The following is an 18,696-nucleotide window of genomic DNA, read 5'->3' on the forward strand; positions in this document are numbered from 1 at the left end:
AGTCCGCGATTCTACCCGTCGCACCCCACGACGGGCGTGCCCTGCGGAAGGCACGGGATTAGAATTCGTGCAGACAAGGGAGAAGCGTCATCATGAACAAGACCGAGGAAACCGTCCCCGTAGTGGACACCGCCTCCACCCGCAGCAAGAAGCCGCGCACGGCTCCGCGCGCCAAGGACGCGGGCGCCGCGCGCGCGAAGTCCAAGGCCGCCGGCCCCGCACGTCCGATCGCGGCCGGCGACACCGCGCCCGATTTCAGCAGCACGGGCATCGAGGCCTTCGAGATCGAGCAGGCGATCGACGCCGCGCAGGACTCCAAGCTCGTCGCGGTCAAGGACATCCTGGCCCGAGCGGCTGCGGATCCGCAGGCCAAAAGGGAGGACGCGCTCGAGGCCATCCTCGACGGCGCCTCGCCCGACGACATCCACATGCTGCGCCGCGCGCTGATGCGCGCCGACCTGCCGCAGGCGCCGGGCGCCCATCCGGACGACGAGCTCTCGCCCGACTGGCGCAAGGGCGGCTACCCCTACCGCAACCTGATGTCGCGCAAGGCCTACGAAAAGCAGAAGTACCGGCTGCAGGTCGAGTTGCTCAAGCTGCAGGCCTGGGTCAAGGAGACCGGTCAGCGCGTGGTGATCCTTTTCGAGGGCCGTGACGCCGCCGGCAAGGGCGGCACGATCAAGCGCTTCATGGAGCACCTCAACCCGCGCGGCGCGCGCGTGGTGGCGCTGGAGAAGCCCTCCGAGCTCGAGCGCGGCCAATGGTACTTCCAGCGCTACATCCAGCACCTGCCCACCGCCGGCGAGATCGTGCTGTTCGACCGCTCCTGGTACAACCGCGCCGGCGTCGAGCGCGTCATGGGCTTCTGCACGCCCGACGAGTACAACGAATTCATGCGCCAGGTCCCCGAGTTCGAGCGCAACCTGGTGCGCAGCGGCATCCACCTGATCAAGTTCTGGTTCTCGGTGAGCCGCGAGGAGCAGCGTCGCCGCTTCAAGGAGCGCGAGTCGCACCCGCTCAAGCAGTGGAAGCTGTCGCCGATCGACCTCGCCTCGCTCGACAAGTGGGACGAATACACCAAGGCCAAGGAGGCGATGTTCTTCTACACCGACACCGCCGACGCGCCATGGACCGTAGTCAAGTCCGACTGCAAGAAGCGAGCACGCCTCAACGCGCTGCGCTACGTGCTGCACAAGCTGCCCTATGCCAACAAGGATGTCTCCCTCATCGGCCCGCTCGATCCCTTGCTGGTAGGCCGTGCCAACGTGGTGTACGAGCGCGGCGAGAAGGACGCCGTGGCGCTGCTGTAAGCGTCTGCGGTCCGACGCAGCGCACATTTGCATCCGGGATCGACGGCTGGTGACAAGAGGTAAGCCGTCGTGCGGGCCGCGTCCGTGGCGATCTATCCTGCAGGCACGGGTCGCCGGCGGGATGTTCCTCGCCGGCTGGCCGCCCCCGCGCGCCCCACGGCACAAACGACAAGGGAGAACAAGATGAACATCGGCAAACTTCGCCACAAGGCCACCGCCGGCCTGATCGTCGCCGCGCTCCTCGCCGGCCCGGCCTTCGCCGACAAGCCGGACGGGGCCGGCGGCGGCAAACCCGATCGCGTCCAGGGCGGCAAACCCGATCACGGCGGTCCCCAGGAACGCGGCGACAAGCGCCCCGACAAACGCAGCGAGCAGGGCAATCGGGACGTGCGTGGCGACGAGACGCGCGGGCGCGGTGGAGACCGCGACGGTGGCCAGGCGCGCGGCCGCGAGCAGGACCGCGACCGCGAACATCGCACCGACCGCGCCGGCTCGTCGCCGCGCGTTTCGGCCTACTTCTCCGACCGTCACCGCGAGGTGGTGCGTCAGTATTACGGCGACCGCTTCCGTGCCGGCGACTGCCCACCCGGACTGGCAAAGAAGGGCAACGGCTGCATGCCGCCGGGACAGGCGAAGAAGTGGCGCATCGGCGCGCCGCTGCCGCGCGACGTGGTGTGGTACGACGCGCCGGGCGACATCGTGCTACGCCTCGGCATGCCGCCCGAAGGTCATCGCTTCGTCCGCGTCGCCGCCGACATCCTGCTGATCAGTGTCGGCACCGGGATGGTGGTCGATGCGATCGAGGATCTCAGCCGCCTCTGAGCCCCGGCGCGGATCCGCCACGAGGCGGGTCCGGTGCCTCGCTGCGCGTGCCGCGCCCACAAGGCGAACCGATCGCGCATCGCCCGGTCCACCGCTTGCCGTTCCTGCCAGGAGACCGATCATGTCCTTCGCCCGTCTTGCCCGTGCCCTCGCCCCCGCCGTTCTGCTCGCCACCCTCGCCCCCAACGCCGGCGCTGCCGACGATGCGATGACGCGCCTCTACGACCACAGTCTGCGCCGTCTGTACGCCGACGAGTCGGTGCGGCTCGCAGACCGCTACGCCGGCCAGCCCGTGCTGGTGGTCAACACCGCCAGCCACTGCGGCTTCACGCGGCAGTTCCGCGAGCTCGAGGCGGTGCACCAGCGCTACAAGGCGCGCGGGCTCAAGGTCGCCGGCTTTCCGTCCGACGACTTCCGCCAGGAGGCTGCCGACGAGGCCGAGACCGCCGAGGTCTGCTTCCAGAACTTCGGCGTCACCTTCGACATGTACGCGCCGATCCACGTCACCGGCACCGAAGCGCATCCCTTGTTCCGCGAGATCGCACGCCAGTCGGCGGCGCCGGAGTGGAACTTCCACAAGTACGTGATCGACCGCAACGGCCGCGTGGTGGCGGCCTTCGGCAGCCGCACCAAGCCCGACGCCCCCGAGGTGATCGCGGCAATCGAGAAGGCGCTGTGAGCGCCGCGCCCCACCAAGCGCGACAACGAGGCGGCCGCCAGCCGCCCACGGAAAGGGAGAACCCATGAAGGAATACGACCTGATCGCCATCGGCGGCGGCAGCGGTGGCGTCGCCACCGCCCGCCGCGCCGCGGAATACGGTGCGCGCGTGCTGCTGATCGAGGCCGCCCGCCTCGGCGGCACCTGCGTCAACGTCGGTTGCGTGCCCAAGAAGGTGATGTGGTACGCCTCGGGCATCGCGCAGGCGCTGCGCGATGCCCCCGGATACGGCTTCGCGGAGGTCGCCGGGCGCTTCGACTGGGCCACGCTCAAGCAGCGTCGCGATGCCTACGTCGAGCGCCTCAACGGCATCTACGCCGGCATGCTGGACAAGTCCGGCGTCGAGCTGAAGCGCGGCTTCGCACGCTTCTCCGGCCCGCGGGTGGTCGAGGTCGAAGGCGAGCGCTTCACCGCACCCCACATCGTGATCTCCACCGGCGGCCGCCCCGCCCTGCCCGACCTGCCCGGCGCCGAGCTCGGCATCGATTCGGACGGCTTCTTCGCCCTCGAGGCGCAGCCGCGTCGCGTCGCCGTGGTCGGCGCGGGATACATCGCGGTGGAGCTGGCCGGCGTTTTCCACGGCCTGGGCAGCGAGGTCTCCATGCTCGTGCGCGGCGATCGCCTGCTGCGCCCCTTCGACGCCATGCTGCGCGACGAACTCGCCGCGCAGATGCAGGAGGACGGCATCGCGCTTCGCTTCGGCACCCGGGCGCGCGCGCTGCGGCGCCAGGCCGACGGCAGCCTGCTCGTCGACTGCGGCGAGGCCGGCAGCCTCGAGGTGGACGCGCTGGTGTGGGCCACAGGCCGCCAGCCCAACACCGACCGCCTGCAACTCGCCGCGGCCGGCATCGAGGCCGACGCCAAGGGTACGATCCCCACCGACGCGTTCCAGAACACCAACGTGCCCGGCATCTACGCGATCGGCGACATCACCGGCCGCGCCGAGCTCACCCCGGTGGCGATCGCGGCGGGTCGCCGGCTTGCGCTGCGCCTGTTCCGCGGCGGGTCCGACAGCAAGCTGGACTACGAGAACATCCCCACCGTGGTGTTCAGCCACCCGGCCATCGGCACCGTCGGCCTCACCGAGGAAGAGGCGCGCAAGCGCTTCGCCGACGTGAAGGTCTACAGCACGCGCTTCACCGCCATGTACAACGCGCTCACCGAGCACCGTCCGAAGACCTCGATGAAGCTGGTCTGCGTCGGCGCGGACGAGCGCATCGTCGGCGCCCACGTGATCGGCGACGGCGCCGACGAGATGCTGCAGGGCTTCGCGGTGGCGGTGAAGATGGGCGCGCGCAAGGCGGACTTCGACGACACGGTCGCGATCCACCCGACCAGCGCCGAAGAATTCGTCACCATGCGCTAAGGGAGCGAGCGATGCCGATGACTTACGAGCAACACCTGGACGAGGTCGCCACGCTTTTATACGAGCGCTACGACCAGAGCGAAAAGGCGGCCATCAAGCTGGTGATGGCCGCCCAGGAGGACGGGTTCTTCAGCGGGCACGACGACGATCCGTCGATATGCACCCTGGAACGCGCGCAGGCCGATGCCCGCGCGGTCTTCCGCAAGTACGGAAAGGCTTAGGAGCAGCAGCCGTGGCCGCCACCGCCGCCGCAACCGCCGCCACCGGCGACCGCGGCAGCGGGCGCCCCCACCGCAGCCGGAGCGCCGAGCTGGATGGTGAAGTCGATGACGATGTTGCCCGGCTCGCGGGCGACGTAGTGGATGCCGACCTGGTTGCCGTAGCGTTGCTGGATCTGGTTCAGCAGCGGCAGCGGATCGTGGTCGTTGACGAAGCGCATGACCTCGCCGTCCTCGAGCGACTCGAGCGCACCGAAGATGGCGGCATGGCGGAAGCGCTTGGCAACGCCGCGCGCATCGAAGGGGTGAACAGCGTTATCGGACATCTTGGATCTTCCATTGGGGGTCCGGTCTCGAACCTGCGGCCGGAATCGCAGCTCGCGAATCCTAGTACCGCGCGCAGGCGGAATCCTTGAGCAAGGACAAAAACCCCGTGCGCACTGCTAGAGTGAAGATCTTTCCACCGGCATCTTCCGGAGAAGCGAAATGGATTCCCGCCCCGCTCGTCGGCCTTTCCGTCACCTCGGCCGCCTCGCGCTACCGCTCGTCCTCGCCGCCTCGCTGACCCTGTCCGGCTGCGGTTACAACGACTTCCAGCGCCTCGACGAACAGACCCGCGCCGCGTGGTCGGAGGTGCTCAACCAGTACCAGCGCCGCGCCGATCTCATCCCCAACCTGGTCGAGACGGTCAAGGGCGAAGCCGCCTTCGAGCAGGAGACGCTGACCCGCGTGATCGAGGCGCGCGCCCGCGCCACATCGATCCAGGTCACCCCCGGAATGCTCGACGACCCGCAGGCGCTGGAGCGCTTCCAGCAGGCCCAGGGCCAGCTCGGCAGCGCGCTGTCGCGTCTGCTCGCGGTCGCCGAGAACTACCCCGACCTCAAGGCGAACCAGGGCTTCCAGGACCTGCGCGTACAGCTCGAGGGCACCGAGAACCGCGTCACCGTGGCGCGCAACCGCTACATCGACGCCGTCCAGCAATACAACGTGCTGGCGCGCAGCTTCCCGTCCAACCTCACTGCGATGGTGTTCGGCTACCAGCCCAAACCCGGCTTCACGGTGGCCGACGAGGCCGCGATCTCGGCGCCGCCCCGGGTCGACTTCGGTGGCCAGGGCGGACGCTGAGCGATGGCGCAGCAGCTCTGGCGCGCGCTGCTGACGCTCGCCGCACTGTTCGCGACCGGGCTGGCGCTTGCCCAGCCGCTGCAGCCGGTGCCGGCACTGCAGGCGCGTGTGACCGACCTCACCGCAACGCTGTCGGCGGCGCAGGTGCGCGCGCTCGAGGGCAAGCTCGCCGCCTTCGAGGCCGCGCATGGCAGCCAGATCGCCGTGCTGCTCGTGCGCAGCACCACGCCCGAGGATATCGCCGCCTACGCCTTCCGTGTCGCGGATGCCTGGAAGATCGGCCGTCGCGAGGTGGGCGACGGCGTGCTGCTGCTGGTGGCGAAGGACGACCGCAAGGTGCGCATCGAGGTCGCCCGTGCGCTCGAGGGCGCGATCCCCGACCTCGCCGCCCGGCGCATCATCGACGGCGCGATCACGCCGGCCCTCCGCCGTGGCGACTTCGCCGGCGGCATCGACGCCGGTGTGGGAGGCCTGTCCGCGCTGATCCGCGGCGAGAACCTGCCTGCGCCGGAACCCGCCGCACGCGGCGGCGGAGGCGCCGGCATCGAGGACCTCGGCGCCCTGCTTTTCGTCGGCGTGCCGATTCTCGGCGCGGTGCTGGTGGGCATGCTCGGGCGCAAACCCGGGGCCTTCGCGACGGGCGCCGTCACCGGGCTCATCGTGCATCTGCTTACCGCCAGCCTCTTTCTCGCCCTCGTCGGCGGCGTGCTCGCCGTGGTCTTCGTGCTCGCGCTCGGCATCGGCGGCGGCGGTCGCGGCGGTCCGCCGCATCGCGGCGGAGGGCCGGTCATCCGCGGCGGCAGCCTCGGCGGCCTGGGCGGCGGCAGGCTCGGGGGTGGCGGGTTCCGTTCCGGCGGCGGAGGCAGTTTCGGTGGCGGCGGCGCCTCGGGGAGCTGGTGATGGAGACACTGCGCAGGCTCCTGCGCCACCTCTGGCTCGACGCCGACGACGCCCGTCGCGCACTCGGCGAGGCGGCGCTCGACCGCCTGGAAGCGCGTGTTCGCTCAAGCGAGACCGGCCACACCGGGCAGATCTGCCTGTGCGTCGAGGCCAGCCTGCCGCCGAGCTACCTCTGGCGCCACCTCGCGCGCCGCGAGGCGCTCGCGAGCGTAATCCGCGACCGCGCGATCACGCTGTTCGGCAAGCAGCGCGTGTGGGACACCGAGGACAACAACGGCGTGCTGGTCTATCTGCTGCTCGCCGAGCACCGCATCGAGATCGTCGCGGATCGTGCGCTCGCACGCCAGCTCGAACCCGCCGCCTGGCAGGCACTGGTCGATCGCCTCGCCACGCCCTGCCGCGAAGCGCGCTTCGAGGACGCGCTCGCGGCCGCGGTGGATTGCCTGGACCAGCTGCTGCGCGCGGCTTTCCGCGGGGCGGGCGCCACCGGCCTTGCGAGCGGTGGCGGTCTCTCCGACCGCCCGGTGCTGCGCTGAAGCGACCGAAGCTGTTGCAGCGCAGCATCATACGCACCCGTCACGCCGTCGAAGCACCGGATGCGCCGCGGAGCCGCAAGCGAGCTGTGCTATTGTGGAAGCCGGGATGGTGAAGTCGGTGAGGATGTGCCGGCCCGAGAACAACAAGGGACACCGTCCCGAGGGCGCCAAGCCCGGAAAAAGTCAGACAACCGATACGTGCGAGTGGAGAGGAGCCTATGGCCAGCAAACAGGAACAGTTGAACGAACTTCAGAAGAAGAACCTCGAGGCGGCGATGCGCCTGGCCCAGATGTCGATCGAGAACTCGCAGCGCATCATGGAGATCCAGGTCACCACGGCCAAGCGTCTGTTCGAGGAAGGCGTGCAGAACGCCAAGGCCCTCTCGGCCGCGAAGGACCCGCAGGGCGCGATGGAAATGCGCGCGAGCTACGCGCAGCGCACCACCGAAGAGATGCTCGCGTGCGCACGCCAGATTGCCGAGATCACCGCTGCCACCCAGGCCGAGTTCGGCCGGCTGGTGGGGGAGCAGCTGAGCTCGGGCAGCACCGACATGTTCGAAGCCATGCAGAAGATGTTCACCGGCATGCCGATCGCCGATCAGAACGCGCTGGGCGCGATGCAGACCGCGATGGACACCACCCGTGCGGCCTTCGAACAGATGACGCGCGCCTCCACCCAGGCCTTCCAGGCCTTCACCCAGCAGGGTGGCAAGGGTCGTCGCTGAACGCCTCCGCCTCGTGTGGCGGGCCGTTCCCGCTGCGATTGAAAACGGCGCCTTGCGGCGCCGTTTTATTTGATCCGCATCCCGCAAGAACCCGCAAAGGGCGGCCTCCCCGGCCGTCCTCGCCCCCTCAGCGCCGCAGCTCGATGTCGTCCCAGTCCTCGCCCTCGCCCGCGGGGACCTGCGCACCGGAGGCGGCCCAGCGCGCAGCGGCCGAGTCGTCACTCTCGCGCGCATCGACCCAACGCGCGCCCTGCGGCGTCTCCTCGCACTTCCAGAACGGGGCCCGCGTCTTCAGGTAGTCCATGATGAACTCGCAGGCGGCGAAGGCCTCGCCACGATGCGCGCTCGTCACGCCGACGAAGACGATGCGGTCGGCGGGCTCCAGGCGGCCGTAGCGGTGGATGACGCGCACGGAGAGCAGCGACCAGCGCGCCTTCGCCTGCTCGACGATCTCCTCGAGCGCGCGCTCGGTCATGCCCGGGTAGTGCTCCAGCGTCATCGCGCGCACGCCGCTGCCGTCGTTGGCGTCGCGCACCAGGCCGACGAAGCTCGCCACCGCGCCGACGTCGCGCCGTCCCTCGCCGAGGCGCGCGATCTCGCCCCCGACGTCGAAGTCCTCGTGCTGGACGCTGACCTCGGCGGCGTCCTGCGCTCTCGCTTCCACCATCGTCAGCCTCCGGTCACCGGCGGAAAGAAGGCGACCTCGTCGCCGGCATCGAGCGACGCATCGGCGCCCGCCATCTTCTGGTTGAGCGCCGCGCGCACGTTGCGCCCGGCCGCCAGCGCCTGCCAGCCCTCGCCGCGCGCGGCCAGGTGGCTGCGCAAGGCCCCCACCGTGCCGACGCCGGCGGGCAGGTCCAGCTCCTCGCCGGCGCACCCCACAGCCTCGCGCAGGCTCGCGAAATACAGAATCTTCACCTTGCTCGTCATGTCCGTCTCGTTCCCTTGATTGCCCGTCCGCGTCCGCTCGTCCCCATCCGCGCCTCAGTGCAGCAGGTCGCCGTAGGGCAGGAAGCGCACCGTCTCGCCGCACGCGATCACCGTGCCGGCCGGGATGTCGACCAGGCCGTTGGCCCACACGGTGGACTCGAGCGCCGCCGAGCCCTGGTTGGCGAAGAGTTCCACCCCGCCCTGCGCGTTCATGCGCGCGCGCAGGAACTCACGCCGGCGGTCGGGCCGCGGCCAGTCGAAGTCGGCGCGCAACTGCATCGACGCCGGAGCGACCTCGCTCACTCCCTGGGTGGCGAGCAGGAAGGGCCGCACCATCAACAGGAAGGTCACGAAGCTCGACACCGGGTTGCCCGGCAGACCGATGAAGGCGGCACCATGCACCCGCCCGTAGGCCAGCGGCTTGCCCGGCTTCATCGCGATCTTCCACATGTCCAGGCTGCCCTCGGCCTCGACCGCCGGCTTGACGTGGTCTTCCTCGCCCACCGACACGCCGCCGCTGGTGAGGATGAGATCGTGTCCCTCGGCCGCGCGGCGCAGCACCTCGCGGGTGGCGTCGAGGCGGTCGGGCACGATGCCGAAGTCCTCGACCTCGCAGCCTAGCCCGGCGAGCAGGCCGCGCAGCAGGTACCGGTTGGAGTTGTAGATGCCGCCGGGCGGCAGGGGCTCGCCCGGCATCACCAGCTCGGAGCCGGTCGAGAAGACGGCGACCTTGACGCGCCGATGCACCGGCAGCCGCGCCAGACCCACCGAGGCGGCGAGCGCGACCGCCTGCGGGCTCAGGCGCAGCCCGGCGGGCAGCACGCGCGCGCCGCGGGCGACATCCTCGCCCATGCGACGCACCGCCTCGCCGGCACGCGGCACCGTGTTGACCACCACCTCGTCGCCGGCGTGCTCGCACAGCTCCTGCATCACCACGGTATCCGCGCCGGGGGGCAGCGGCGCGCCGGTGAAGATGCGCGCGGCGGTGCCGGGGGCGAGCTCGTGGCCGACGCTGCCGGCGGGGATGCGCTGGCTCACCGGCAGGCGGGTTCCGGCCACCGGCACGTCGACGGCGCGCAGGGCGTAGCCGTCCATGCCGGAGTTGTCCATCGGCGGCTGGTCGATGGTGGAATGCTGATCGACCGCGAGCACGCGGCCGGCGGCGAACAGGGTGTCCACCTCCTCCACCTCGCGCACCGGGCGGACGAAGCCGAGCAGCTTCTCGTAGGCCTCGTCGAAGGAAAGCATGTCGGGGTTCATCGGTTCTTGAAGTAGTCCAGGATGAAGTCGGCGACCACGGCGGGCTCGTCGAGCGGCAGACGCGGCAGCGGACAGTCGATCTCGCCGTTGGTGGCGACCGCGACCACGTGCGGGTTCTCGGGCCACAGCGGCGGCTTGCCGTGCGAGGGGCGGTGGATCTCGATCTTGGGTACCGCCGCCGCCTTGTAGCCTTCGATCAGCACCAGGTCGCAGGGTTCGAGCAGGCGCAGCTGCTCGTCCAGCGTGGGCTCGGGGGCGCCGCGCAGCTCGTGCATCAGCACCCAGCGGTCGTTCGACAGCATCAGCACCTGCATCGCGCCGGCCTCGCGGTGGCGCCACGAGTCCTTGCCCGGCTTGTCGAGGTCGAAGCCGTGGTGGGCGTGCTTGATCACCGACACGCGCAGACCGCGCGCGGTGAATTCGGGGATCAGCTTTTCGACCAGGGTGGTCTTGCCGGAGCCGGACCAGCCGGCGAAACCGAAGACTTTCATCGAGACTCGCCCCACGGCGTGATATGAGCAGGGCCGAAGGATACAACAGAGCGCCGCTGCCCACCCTTGACCCAGCTCAGCCGCCCTGCCGCGGCGGCGGCAGGCTCTCGAGGAAGGCGACCGCGTCGGCTTCGGCGCGCGTGCGGCGCATGGGCGGCAGGCTGCGCCAGACGACCTTGCCGTAGGACTTGTCGATCATGCGCGGGTCGCAGATGCACAGCACGCCGCGGTCGCGCTCGCTGCGGATCAGGCGCCCGGCGCCCTGCTTCATGTTGATCACGGTCTTGGGCAGCTGGTGATGCACGAAGGGGCTCAGGCCCTGCTTCTGCATGTGCTCGACGCGCGCCGCCAGCACCGGGTCGTCGGGCGGCGCGAAGGGCAGCTTGTCGATCACCACCAGCGAGAGCGCGTCGCCCGGCACGTCGACGCCCTCCCAGAAGCTCTGGCTCGCCACCAGCACCGCGTTGCCCAGGCGGCGGAAGCGCTCGAGCAGCTCGGTGCGCGAACCCTCGCCCTGCAGCAGCACCGGCAGCGCGTCACCGCTCTGCGCAAGCCCGTCGAGGATCAGCTCGTGGATGCGGCGCATCGCACGCAGCGAGGTGCACAGCACGAAGGCGCGCCCTCTTGCGGCGCGGATCAGCGGCAGCGCGACCTTCGCGACACGCTCGGTGTAGTCGGGCGAGTTGGGCTCGGGCATGCCGGCCGGCGCGTACAGCAGCGCCTGCTCGGCGTAGTCGAAGGGGCTGCCCCACACCGCGGTGAGCGGCGGCGGGTCCATCCAGGCCAGGCCCAGCTCGCGGCAGTAGTGACCGAAGTCGGCCTTGCCCACCGCCAGCGTCGCCGAGGTGAAGATCCACGCGCGCGGGTGGCCTTCGAGCTGGCGCTTGAACACGTCCGACACGTGCAGGGGGGTGGCATTGAGCGCGAGCGACTGGGTGAAGACCTCGACCCAGCGGATCAGCTCCTTGTCTTCGGGCTTGCGCCAGCTCGCCAGGCGGTCGGACATCTCCTCGGTGCGGCGCAGGCAGTTGCCCAGGCCCTCGGAGCGCTCGGCCTGGGTGGCGAGGACCGCGTGGAAGTCGGCGAGCGCCTTCTCCAGCGCCTCGACCATGGCGTCGAAGTTCTCATGCTCGGCGGCCTGCGCGGCGGAGAGCCGCGCGCTCTCCGGCCCGAACACCAGGCGCAGGTCGCGTGCGGCCTTTTCCAGGTTGCGGGTCTGGTCGATCATCGCCACGCAGTCGCGCGCCGCGGCCACGGTCTCGGAGCGCGTATCGCGCGCCAGCTCCAGCACCTGGGCGGTGGACACGCTGTCGCCGAAGAACAGGCTCGCGGTCTCGGGGAGCTGGTGGGCCTCGTCGAAGATCACCGCGTTGCACGCCGGCAGCAGCTCGCCCATGCCCTCGTCGCGCAACATCACGTCGGCGAAGAAGAGGTGGTGATTGACCACCACCACGTCGGCCTCCATCGCGTTGCGCCGCGCCTGCATCACGAAGCACTCGTCCTTGTGCGGGCAGTCCTGGCCGAGGCAGTTGTCGCGTGTCGAGGTCGCGGCGAGCCAGGCCAGCGAGTCCTCGCGCACGTCGGTGCATTCGGCCTTGTCGCCGGTCTGCGTGAGCCTGGCGAAGCGCGTGATCGCGCGCAGGTCTGCGGCGTCCTGCGCGGTGAGGAAGCGGCCGTCGCGCGCGTTGCGCTCGAGGTGGTAGTGGCAGACGTAGTTGGCGCGCCCCTTCAGCAGCGCGATCGTCACCGGCACCTTCAACGCGGCGCGCACGGTGGGCAGGTCGCGGTTGAAGAGCTGGTCCTGCAGCGTCTTGGTGCCGGTGGAGATGATGGCCTTGCCCCCGGCCAGCAGCGCCGGCACCAGGTAGGCGAAGGTCTTGCCGGTGCCGGTGCCGGCCTCCGCCACCAGCACGCGGTTCTCGCGCAGCGCCTCGGCGATCTTCTGCGCCATCTCGATCTGCTGCGGACGGGCACGAAAACCGGGGATCGCGGCGGCGAGCGGGCCGTCGTCGGCGAAGATCGGGGCGGGGTCGGACATGATGCGTCGTGGGCTTCCGGGGCAAGCTGTACATTATCCCAGTTTCGGTGCAACTAGCCTATTCGCTTGCCGCGCCCACGAGGCTCCACGGCCCGCTCGGGCGATCGCGGCACGCCCCGGGTCCGGTCGACGGCAACACCACTGCAACATCTCCAGCCGATAGTCCACAGCCTTTGCCAGCGACAGAACGGCGATCACCCCGAATGGCCCCATGAGGGGACGGACGCCAGCCCACGCATGCGAACTGGCGCCTGCTTTCCCGAAAACGCGCATTCCGGTGGCGTCCCATGCCCTGCGCCGAACGACAGACGACCTGTCGCTGCGATCCCGTCGCGCGCGCCGGACATCGCGCCTGCGGTCTTCACCAGTGTCCCCGCTCCTGCCGATGCCGACGTATTCCCGCCGCCACACCGCCGCCCTCCGCTCCCTGCCGAACACCCTGCCCACGCTCGCCTGGCTGCTCGCGCTGACCTCTTGCGCCTGGGTGGCGGCGGAGCTGTTCTGGCAACTTGCGGCGCCCGCGCCGGTGGCTGCGGTTGCGCGCCACGAGACCGACGCCCGCAAGGTGGCCGCACGCATCGGCCTGCATGTGGGTCGTGCCGCACCGGTCGCCGACAAGGCCCCGATGCGCGCGGCAGGCCCGGATGCACGCTACACGGTCACCGGCATCGCCACCGGCTTCGGCGCCCTGCCCGGCTTCGCGATCCTGCAGGCCGAGGACGGCTCCAGCCTCAGCCTGAGCCCCGGCCAGGCCCTGCCCGATGGCCGCAGGCTCGTCCGCCTACTGCCCGAGGCCGCCGAATTCGAGCTCGATGGCCGCCGCAGCACGCTCGCCCTGCCCGCGCGCGCCAGCGAGCGCGGCGAGTCCTCCCGCCCACCCACGCCCGTCGCCGATGGCGGGCCCAGACGCGATCCCCGATGACCCGCCTTTCCACCCTCCGACCGCTTCCTCGTTCCTTACCCGCGCGGGGCCGAGCCGTGTTGCGCAATGCGCTGCGCGCGCTCGCCATTGCCGCGCTCGGCCTCGGCTCGTGCCTCGTGCACGCCGCGGGCGAGCCGGTGGCGCTCAACTTCCAGAACGCCGAGATCGACGCGGTGATCCAGGCGATCGGACGCATCTCGGGGCGCAACTTTCTCATCGATCCACGCGTCAAGGGCAAGATCAACCTCGTCACCAACACCCCCGTGGCCCCGGAGCTGACCTACCAGATCCTGCTGTCGGCGCTGCGCCTGCAGGGCTACGCGGCGATCGAGGAGTCGGGCGTGACCAAGCTCGTTCCCGAGGCCGACGCCAAGCTGCACGGCGTGCCGGTGGTCAGTGGCCGTCCGGGCGCGGGCGCAGCGCGCGGCGACCGCCTGGTGACCCAGGTGTTCGCGCTGCGCCATGAATCCGCGGTGCATATGGTCAACGTGGTGCGCCCGCTGGTCTCGGCCAACAACGCGGTCACCGCCTTCCCCGGCAACAACACCCTGGTGGTCACCGACTACGCCGAGAACCTGCGCCGGCTGGCGACCGTGATCGACTCGATCGACACCCCGCAGGGCGACGTCGCGGTGCTGCAGCTGCAGCACGCGATGGCCAACGACCTTGCCCCGGTGCTCGTCCGCCTGCTCGCCGAGCAGCAGACCGGTGGCCAGAACGCGGGCGGGCTCGCACCGCCGCAGATCGTCGCCGAACCCAACAGCAACAGCCTGCTGGTGCGTGCCGACACGCCGAGCCGCCTGGCCGCGCTGCGCCAGCTCGTCACCGCGCTCGACCGTCCGGGCGCGGGCGGCGACATTCGCGTGGTGTATCTGCGCAACGCCGACGCCGTCCAGGTCGCCGCGACGCTCAATGCCGCGCTCGCCGGGGAGGGCGGCACGAGCGACGCTGCAAGCACGCAGCCGCTGTCGCGCAACAGCGGCGGCGGCAGTGGCTTCGGCACGGACAGTTCCGCCCCGTCCGGAATGGGCGTCGCCAGCGCCCCCCTGCGCGGCACCGGCTCCACCCCCGGCAGCGCAGCAGGCGGTCTTTCCTCCGCCACGCGCGGCGGCATGGTGCAGCCGGACGCGGTGAACAACGCGCTGATCATCACCGCGCCCGACGCCGTCTACCGCAACCTGCGCGCGGTCATCGACCAGCTCGACCGCCGCCGTGCGCAGGTCTACATCGAGGCGCTGATCGCCGAGATCTCCACCGAACGCGCCGCCGAGTTCGGCTTCCAGTGGGTCGCCGGCGCCTCGGCGGGCGAGGTCGGCGTACTCGGCGCGCAGCTCTTCAACAGCGGCGGCGGCAACCTCGGCCAGCTCATCGCCGGTAGCGCCGACCGGACCAGGCTGACGCTGCCGAACAATGGCCTCAACCTGGTGGTGGGCGGCGGCAAGGTCAACGTGCCCGGCATCGGCGAAGTGCTCAGCCTGGGGGTGCTGGCCCGTTTCCTCGAGAACGAGGTCAGCGCCAACATCCTGTCCACGCCCAACCTCATCACACTCGACAACGAGGAGGCGCGCATCGTCGTCGGTCGCAACCTGCCCTTCGTCACCGGCCAGTACGCCAACACCGGCGGCGGCACCACGCCCGCCAACCCCTTCCAGACCATCGAGCGCCGCGATGTCGGCCTCACCCTGCACGTCAAGCCGCAGATCTCCGAGGGCGGCGCGATCCGCCTGCAGATCTACCAGGAGGCCTCGGCCGTGGTGGGCAGCGCCGAGAGCGCCGCCGCCGGCAACTCGGTGACCACGAAGCGCTCGATCGAGTCCATGGTGCTGGTCGACGACGGCGCCATCCTCGCCCTCGGCGGGCTGGTCGAGGACAGCTACAGCGGCGGCGAGGAGAAGGTGCCGGTGCTCGGCGACCTCCCCTTCGCCGGCAGCCTGTTCCGCTACGACACGCGCAAGCGCGCCAAGACCAACCTGGTGGTGTTCCTGCGCCCGGTGATCCTGCGCGACCGCGAAAGCTACGCCGCGCTCACCGACAGCCGCTACGACTACGTGATCGGCCGCCGCGACCAGCTGCCCTCGGGCGCCAATCTGCTGCGCGACCCGCCGCCGGGCGAGCCGGCGCCGGTGGTCGACCTCGCCTTCCGCCCCTTGCAGCCCGCCGCGACGCCGGCGGCCCCGCGCTGATGGGTTTCGAGCTGCCCTACGGCTTCGCGCGCGACCACGGCGTGCTGGTCGCGGCCCTCGGCGCCGAACACGCCGAGGTGCTGGTGCGCGAGGACGTTCGCCCGCAAGCGCTCGCCGAAGTGCGCCGCAGCGTCGGCCTGCCACTGCGCCTGCAGCGCGTGCCGCGCGCGCTCTTCGACGCCCGCCTCGCCGAGGCCTACGGCGGCGCTGGCGACAGTGCGGCGGAGATCGTCGCCGATGTCGGTCAGGAGGTCGACCTCGATCGCCTGATGACCGAGCTGCCCGCGGTCGAGGACCTGCTCGACACCCAGGACGACGCGCCGATCATCCGCCTGATCAACGCCTTGCTCACCCAGGCGGTACGCGACGGCGCCTCGGACGTGCACATCGAGCCCTACGAGCGCGAGTCGGTGGTGCGCCTGCGCCGCGACGGCGTGCTGCGCGACATCGCCCGACCGCGCCGCGGCCTGCACGCGGCGATGGCCTCGCGGATCAAGATCATGGCGCAGCTCGACATCGCCGAGAAACGCCTGCCCCAGGACGGCCGCATCACCCTGCGCCTGGCCGGGCGGGCGGTCGATGTGCGCGTGTCCACCGTACCGACCACCCACGGCGAACGCCTGGTGCTGCGCCTGCTCGACAAGCAGGCCGGGCAGATCGGCCTCGACGGCCTCGGCATGGCGCCCGACACCAGCGCCGTGTTCGCCGACCTGCTCGCCCGGCCGCACGGCATCCTGCTCGTCACCGGCCCCACCGGCTCGGGCAAGACGACCACGCTGTACGCGGCGCTGCAAAGCCTGGATGCCGGCCGCCTCAACATCGTCACGGTCGAGGATCCGGTGGAATTCGATCTGCCCGGGGTCGGCCAGATCCCGGTCAACCCGCGCATCGAGCTCGACTTCGCGCGCGCGCTGCGCGCCATCCTGCGCCAGGACCCGGACGTGATCATGATCGGCGAGATCCGCGACCTCGAGACCGCGCAGATCGCCATCCAGGCCAGCCTCACCGGCCACCTCGTGCTCGCCACCCTGCACACCAACGACAGCGCGGCCGCGCTCACCCGCCTGGTGGACATGGGCATCGAGCCCTTCCTGCTCGCCTCCACACTGCGCGGCGTGCTCGCCCAGCGCCTGGTGCGCAAGCTCTGTCCCGACTGCCGCCAGCCCGCCGCGCCCGCCAGCACGACGCGGGGCTGGGAAGCCGGCCAGTGCGCGCACTGCGGCCACAGCGGCTACCGCGGGCGTGCCGGCATCTACGAGCTGCTGGTGGTCGACGAGGGCCTGCGCCGCCTGATCCACGACGGCGCCGACGAGGACCGCCTGCGCGCCCACGCGCGCGCCGCCGGCATGCACAGCCTGCACGAGGACGGCCTGCGCCACGTCGCCAGCGGGCTGACCAGCGCCGCCGAGCTGCAGCGCGTGATCCGCGCCTGAGCCATTTGTCATGAGCGCCTTCCGCTATCGCGCCTTCGACCTCCAGGGCACGCCGAGCACCGGCGTGATCGAGGCCGACTCGGGCCGCGCCGCACGCAGCGCGCTGCGCGAGCGCGGCCTGCATCCGGTCGAGGTCATCGACCTCGGCCAGCAGGCCCGCGCTGCCGCCGATCGCCCGGGCTGGCTCGCACGCGTGCAGGCGCGCCGCCGCCTGCCGGTGAACGAGCTCGCGCTGCTGTCGCGCCAGTGGGCGACCCTGCTCGCCGCCGGGCTCACGGTCGAGCACGCGCTGTCGGCGCTGATCGAGCAGGCCGACAGCGAGCGCGTGCACGACACCCTGGCGGCGATCCGCTCCGACGTCGTCTCCGGCCACAGCCTGCGCATCGCGCTCGACCGCCACAGCGGCGCCTTCCCGCCGATCTACCGCGCGGCGATCGCCGCCGGCGAGCAGTCCGGGGAGCTCGCCGCGGTGATGAACCAGCTCGCCGACCACCTCGAACGCGGCGCCGACCTGCAGAGGAAGACGATGCAGGCGCTGATCTACCCGGCCCTCGTGGCGATGGTGGCGCTGCTGGTGGTGACCGGGCTGATGGTCTTCGTGGTGCCGCAGGTGGTGGGCGTGTTCGCGCACAGCAAGCAGGCCCTGCCGCTGCTCACCCGCATCATGATCGGGGTGTCGAACTTCATCCGCGACTGGGGCTGGCTCGCGCTCGCCGCGGGTGCCGCCGCCCTGCTCGGCGCGCTCGCGCTGTTGCGCGACGAGCGCATCCGCCACGCCTTCGACCGCCGCCTGCTCGCGCTGCCTGTGCTCGGCCGCCACCTGCGCAGCCTGGACGCCACCCGCTTCGCGAGCACGCTCGCCATCCTGGTCGGCAGCGGCGTGCCGCTGCTCGCCGCGCTCGACGCCGCCGGCCGCGTGGTGCAGCGCCTGCCGATCCGCGCCGCGGTGCGCGAAGCCGCCGAGCAGGTGCGCGAAGGGCGGCCGCTGGCGCGCGCGCTCGCCGCCGGGCGCGCGTTTCCGCCGATGCTGATCCACATGGTGGCCAACGGCGAAGCCACCGGCCGCATCGACCAGCTGCTCGAGCGTGCCGCGCGCCTGCAGCAGCAGGAACTCGAAACCCGCACCGCCACCCTCACCAGCCTGCTCGAGCCGCTGCTGCTGCTGGTGATGGGGGCGGTGGTGCTGCTGATCGTGCTCGCGGTCATGCAGCCGATCATCGAAATCAACACCCTGATGAGGTAAGTCCATGCTGCAACGCTTCGTCCGCCCTGCCGGCCCCGCCATCCACACCCATCCCGGCCGCCGCCGCGCCCGCGGCTTCACGCTGATCGAGGTGATGGTCGTGATCGTGATCCTCGGCGTGCTCGCCGCCCTGGTCGTGCCGCGCATCATGAGCCGGCCCGACGAGGCGCGCGTGGTCGCGGCGCGCCAGGACATCGCCTCGCTGATGCAGGCGCTCAAGCTCTACAAGCTCGACAACCGGCGCTACCCGAGCACCGAGCAGGGCCTGGGCGCGCTGGTCGCGCGCCCGACCGCGGCGCCCGCGCCCGAGAACTGGAAGGCCTACGTGGAGCGCCTGCCCGCCGACCCCTGGGGCCAGCCCTACCAGTACCTGGCGCCGGGCGTGCACGGCGAGGTCGATGTGTTCAGCTACGGCGCCGACGGCCGCCCGGGCGGCGAAGGCTTCGACGCCGACGTCGGCTCCTGGCAGCCCTGAG

At 71.0% G+C, this 18,696-nt stretch carries 20 protein-coding genes; 14 read left to right on the forward strand and 6 right to left on the reverse strand.

Features of this window, described 5'->3' with window-relative positions:
- Positions 1-92: 92 nt before the first annotated feature.
- From ppk2 to PO78_RS17730, 5 genes are all read left to right on the forward strand, one after another.
- The gene (gene ppk2 / locus PO78_RS17710) at positions 93-1,310 is read left to right on the forward strand and encodes a polyphosphate kinase 2 (protein WP_012585538.1); all 1,218 of its coding nucleotides are present in this window, start codon (positions 93-95) and stop codon (positions 1,308-1,310) included.
- A 183-nt stretch (positions 1,311-1,493) separates the two neighbouring features.
- A complete protein-coding gene (locus tag PO78_RS17715) occupies positions 1,494-2,132 on the forward strand; it encodes a hypothetical protein (protein ID WP_004323011.1) in 639 nt (212 codons plus the stop codon).
- Positions 2,133-2,253: 121 nt separating this feature from the next.
- Positions 2,254-2,811: a glutathione peroxidase gene (locus PO78_RS17720; protein ID WP_043745706.1), complete on the forward strand. Its 558-nt coding sequence runs from the start codon at positions 2,254-2,256 to the stop codon at positions 2,809-2,811.
- 64 nt (positions 2,812-2,875) lie between these two features.
- A complete protein-coding gene (gene gorA, locus PO78_RS17725) occupies positions 2,876-4,216 on the forward strand; it encodes a glutathione-disulfide reductase (protein ID WP_004323013.1) in 1,341 nt (446 codons plus the stop codon).
- Positions 4,217-4,227: 11 nt separating this feature from the next.
- The gene (locus PO78_RS17730) at positions 4,228-4,437 is read left to right on the forward strand and encodes a hypothetical protein (RefSeq protein ID WP_004323014.1); all 210 of its coding nucleotides are present in this window, start codon (positions 4,228-4,230) and stop codon (positions 4,435-4,437) included.
- Here the strand turns inward: PO78_RS17730 and PO78_RS17735 are convergent.
- Complete coding sequence (locus PO78_RS17735; RefSeq protein ID WP_004323015.1) at positions 4,434-4,760, reverse strand: DUF2249 domain-containing protein; 327 nt, start codon at positions 4,758-4,760, stop codon at positions 4,434-4,436. The two genes, PO78_RS17730 and PO78_RS17735, sit on opposite strands and share 4 nt — an antisense overlap.
- 160 nt (positions 4,761-4,920) lie before the next feature.
- On the opposite strand from PO78_RS17735, the gene PO78_RS17740 reads away from it, so the two are divergent.
- The 4 genes from PO78_RS17740 to PO78_RS17755 all read left to right on the forward strand — a co-directional run bounded on the left by PO78_RS17740 (position 4,921) and on the right by PO78_RS17755 (position 7,720).
- Positions 4,921-5,559 carry a LemA family protein gene (locus PO78_RS17740; RefSeq protein WP_004323016.1) on the forward strand — a complete coding sequence of 213 codons (639 nt, stop codon included), beginning with the start codon at positions 4,921-4,923 and terminating at the stop codon, positions 5,557-5,559.
- A gap of 3 nt (positions 5,560-5,562) precedes the next feature.
- Entirely contained in the window at positions 5,563-6,459 is an 897-nt protein-coding gene (locus PO78_RS17745) for a TPM domain-containing protein (protein ID WP_012585539.1), read from the forward strand.
- Positions 6,459-6,995: a TPM domain-containing protein gene (locus tag PO78_RS17750; RefSeq protein WP_004321069.1), complete on the forward strand. Its 537-nt coding sequence runs from the start codon at positions 6,459-6,461 to the stop codon at positions 6,993-6,995. Before PO78_RS17745 ends, PO78_RS17750 begins: the two co-directional genes overlap by 1 nt.
- A gap of 218 nt (positions 6,996-7,213) precedes the next feature.
- The gene (locus PO78_RS17755; RefSeq protein WP_004321068.1) at positions 7,214-7,720 is read left to right on the forward strand and encodes a phasin family protein; all 507 of its coding nucleotides are present in this window, start codon (positions 7,214-7,216) and stop codon (positions 7,718-7,720) included.
- Positions 7,721-7,847: 127 nt separating this feature from the next.
- Here the strand turns inward: PO78_RS17755 and moaE are convergent, their stop codons facing one another.
- From moaE to PO78_RS17780, 5 genes are all read right to left on the reverse strand, one after another.
- The gene (gene moaE / locus PO78_RS17760) at positions 7,848-8,387 is read right to left on the reverse strand and encodes a molybdopterin synthase catalytic subunit MoaE (protein ID WP_004321067.1); all 540 of its coding nucleotides are present in this window, start codon (positions 8,385-8,387) and stop codon (positions 7,848-7,850) included.
- 2 nt (positions 8,388-8,389) lie between these two features.
- Positions 8,390-8,650: a molybdopterin converting factor subunit 1 gene (gene moaD, locus PO78_RS17765; protein WP_004321066.1), complete on the reverse strand. Its 261-nt coding sequence runs from the start codon at positions 8,648-8,650 to the stop codon at positions 8,390-8,392.
- A 54-nt stretch (positions 8,651-8,704) separates the two neighbouring features.
- Positions 8,705-9,910 (reverse strand): molybdopterin molybdotransferase MoeA, encoded by a 1,206-nt coding sequence (locus tag PO78_RS17770; protein ID WP_012585540.1) that lies wholly within the window; start codon positions 9,908-9,910, stop codon positions 8,705-8,707.
- Complete coding sequence (gene mobB, locus PO78_RS17775; RefSeq protein ID WP_004321064.1) at positions 9,907-10,401, reverse strand: molybdopterin-guanine dinucleotide biosynthesis protein B; 495 nt, start codon at positions 10,399-10,401, stop codon at positions 9,907-9,909. Before mobB ends, PO78_RS17770 begins: the two co-directional genes overlap by 4 nt.
- A gap of 76 nt (positions 10,402-10,477) precedes the next feature.
- Positions 10,478-12,439 carry an ATP-dependent DNA helicase gene (locus tag PO78_RS17780; protein ID WP_004321063.1) on the reverse strand — a complete coding sequence of 654 codons (1,962 nt, stop codon included), beginning with the start codon at positions 12,437-12,439 and terminating at the stop codon, positions 10,478-10,480.
- A 385-nt stretch (positions 12,440-12,824) separates the two neighbouring features.
- Between PO78_RS17780 and PO78_RS17785 the strand changes: the two genes are divergently transcribed.
- The 5 genes from PO78_RS17785 to gspG are packed head-to-tail and all read left to right on the forward strand — an operon-like array spanning position 12,825 to position 18,695.
- A complete protein-coding gene (locus PO78_RS17785) occupies positions 12,825-13,361 on the forward strand; it encodes a type II secretion system protein N (RefSeq protein ID WP_004321062.1) in 537 nt (178 codons plus the stop codon).
- Complete coding sequence (gene gspD, locus PO78_RS17790; protein WP_043745709.1) at positions 13,358-15,544, forward strand: type II secretion system secretin GspD; 2,187 nt, start codon at positions 13,358-13,360, stop codon at positions 15,542-15,544. The genes PO78_RS17785 and gspD overlap by 4 nt, the downstream gene beginning before the upstream one ends.
- Complete coding sequence (gene gspE, locus PO78_RS17795) at positions 15,544-16,977, forward strand: type II secretion system ATPase GspE (RefSeq protein WP_043745719.1); 1,434 nt, start codon at positions 15,544-15,546, stop codon at positions 16,975-16,977. The genes gspD and gspE overlap by 1 nt, the downstream gene beginning before the upstream one ends.
- A gap of 10 nt (positions 16,978-16,987) precedes the next feature.
- The gene (gene gspF / locus PO78_RS17800; protein ID WP_043745721.1) at positions 16,988-18,220 is read left to right on the forward strand and encodes a type II secretion system inner membrane protein GspF; all 1,233 of its coding nucleotides are present in this window, start codon (positions 16,988-16,990) and stop codon (positions 18,218-18,220) included.
- 4 nt (positions 18,221-18,224) lie between these two features.
- On the forward strand, positions 18,225-18,695 hold the full coding sequence (gspG, locus tag PO78_RS17805) for a type II secretion system major pseudopilin GspG (protein WP_004330183.1): 471 nt from the start codon (positions 18,225-18,227) through the stop codon (positions 18,693-18,695).
- Position 18,696 lies beyond the last annotated feature (1 nt).

This window comes from Thauera sp. SWB20, from assembly GCF_000831325.1.
Lineage (GTDB): Bacteria > Pseudomonadota > Gammaproteobacteria > Burkholderiales > Rhodocyclaceae > Thauera > Thauera aminoaromatica.